This is a genomic window from Rhizobacter sp. P2_H2, assembly GCF_056403375.1.
Genome location: NZ_JBFUFP010001844.1, coordinates 1 through 531, shown reverse-complemented (window position 1 = coordinate 531; position 531 = coordinate 1). Strand labels below are relative to the sequence as shown.

Genomic DNA, 531 nt, shown 5'->3' with positions numbered 1-531 from the left:
GACTGCGGGCACGTCTGGAATCAGCTCGATGCCACGGAGTTGCGGGAGCTGATCGAGCACGGAGCGTCGGAAGGGCTGAAGCGAAAGCTCCAGAGCCGCAAATGATGTCCCGGAAGGGGGGCTCGACATGCAGGTGCTGGTGCGCGAGGTTCGGGGTGACTCATTGCGCGGAAAATGAGCAGTCATGCAACATCCCTCCAACGCTTCGATTGCCAATTTCGCCGAGGTGGCTCGCGGCTACTGCTCTTGGTGCGAGGGCGAGTCGTTGGGTCCGGACCCGGCGTCTCAGGCCGCCGGCTGGCTGGCGCGCCTCTACGCGGCTGCGCTTGTGCTCCCAGACCGGGATGCCGAGAACGACAGGGAACTGCCGGATCTGCCCCAGCCCGGGGCGGACTGTGCAAAGTCGAACCTTGCGCCGTTTCTTGGCTGGTACTACCGCGAGTTTTTTGATCCCGATCCGACGCTTGCCGACGAATCCGGCATGGGCGATGTCGGTGATGACTTGATGGACATCTACCGAGACGTCAGAGC

At 63.1% G+C, this 531-nt stretch carries 1 protein-coding gene; it reads left to right on the top strand.

Annotated elements, in window-relative coordinates:
- Positions 1-184 precede the first annotated feature (184 nt).
- Positions 185-531: DUF5063 domain-containing protein (locus AC1D15_RS36545; RefSeq protein ID WP_477829940.1), on the top strand; the 347-nt coding region annotated here is incomplete at its 3' end.